The organism is Nonomuraea maheshkhaliensis (assembly GCF_039529435.1).
Lineage (GTDB): Bacteria > Actinomycetota > Actinomycetes > Streptosporangiales > Streptosporangiaceae > Nonomuraea > Nonomuraea maheshkhaliensis.
The window spans coordinates 1-1,299 of the sequence record NZ_BAAAMU010000310.1; the positions used below are offsets into that span (position 1 = coordinate 1).

A 1,299-nucleotide genomic window follows, 5' to 3' on the forward strand; every position below is an offset into this window, starting at 1 on the left:
GGGCCTTCCACTTCTCGTTGCCGAGCAGCCAGTCGAAAGACTCGGTCTGCAGGGCGAGAAGGTCGGGAACTTCGAGGGGCTCTTCGATGCGGGCGAAGGAGACACGGCGGGGACCGGCGGGTATGGCGGAGGCGGTGCGCGAAGCTGCCAACAGATGTCCTTCCGGGGCACGGATGGAATCGGACTGCGCGCATGCCAAACGCCCCGGAGTGACCCGGGGCGGAGTAAGGCAGCGCGAGGGAGCAGCATAACCCAAAATGCAAACGAGTGTCTACACCTACTATGAGCGTCAACCTCGGTGCCGCCTTCAGCTTGTCACAGCGGCGGCACCCTCGTCAACTTCCGCACGCGCCAGGCGTTCGAGGTCACCAGGGAATGACGCCGTCGTCCTGGAAGAAGGACCCGGTGGGACCGCCGTCGGGCAGCGTGGCGAAGCGGATCGCCACGGCCGCGCCCTGCTCCGGCGTGCGGGGCCCCTGGAAACCGGTGAAGTCGGTCGCGACCAGGCCGGGGCATACCGCGTTGATCAGGATGTCCGTGCCGGCGAACCGCCGGGCGTACTGCAGGGTGACGGCGTTCAGATACGTCTTCGTCGGCGCGTAGATGCTCATGAGGGGGCCGACGTCGACGTCCGGGTCCGCCTGCCAGGTCAGGGAGGCGACGCTGCTGGACACATTGACGATGCGGGGCGACGGCGCCTGCCGCAGCAGCGGCAGCATCGCGTTCGTCACCCGGATGACGCCGATGACGTTGGTCTCCAGGACCCTGCGGACCTCGTCCAGGTCGGTCGTGGTCGGATCCTGGATCCATTCCGCCGACATCGCTCCCGAGATGCCCGCGTTGTTGACCAGGGCGTCCAGCCGCCCGGTCCGGCGTTCGACGAACTCGGCCGCCGCGGTGACGCTCTGGTCGCTGGTCACGTCCAGCGGCACCCCGAAGGCGTCCACCCCGGCGGCGCGCAGCTTCTCGACGGCGGTCTCCCGCCGGGCGTCGTCGCGGGCGCCCACTGCGACGCCGTAGCCGAGAGCGCCGAGCCCGGCCGCGATCTCGTATCCGATCCCCTTGTTCGCGCCGGTCACCAGCGCGATCTTCTTCTCGCTCACGGTGTCGATCCTGCCCCCGGCCCGGCCGCGAGCTCCAACACCGATCGGGTGCGCTGTCATACCCGGCAGGTATCACGGGACTATTCTGGTGCGGTGGACACCCTGGAGACCCGTGAGCTGAGGTACTTCGTGGCCGTCGCCGAGGAGCTGCACTTCGGCCGGGCCGCCGAGCGCCTCGGGATGGCGCAGCCGCCGC

General features: G+C 69.1%; 2 protein-coding genes. One reads left to right on the top strand and one right to left on the bottom strand.

Annotated elements, in window-relative coordinates; all coding sequences use genetic code 11:
* Positions 1-365: 365 nt before the first annotated feature.
* On the bottom strand, positions 366-1,112 hold the full coding sequence (locus tag ABFX54_RS56565; protein ID WP_428834674.1) for an SDR family oxidoreductase: 747 nt from the start codon (positions 1,110-1,112) through the stop codon (positions 366-368).
* A gap of 93 nt (positions 1,113-1,205) precedes the next feature.
* On the opposite strand from ABFX54_RS56565, the gene ABFX54_RS56570 reads away from it, so the two are divergent.
* A partial coding sequence (locus ABFX54_RS56570) for a LysR family transcriptional regulator (RefSeq protein WP_346115607.1) occupies positions 1,206-1,299 on the top strand: 94 nt, incomplete at its 3' end.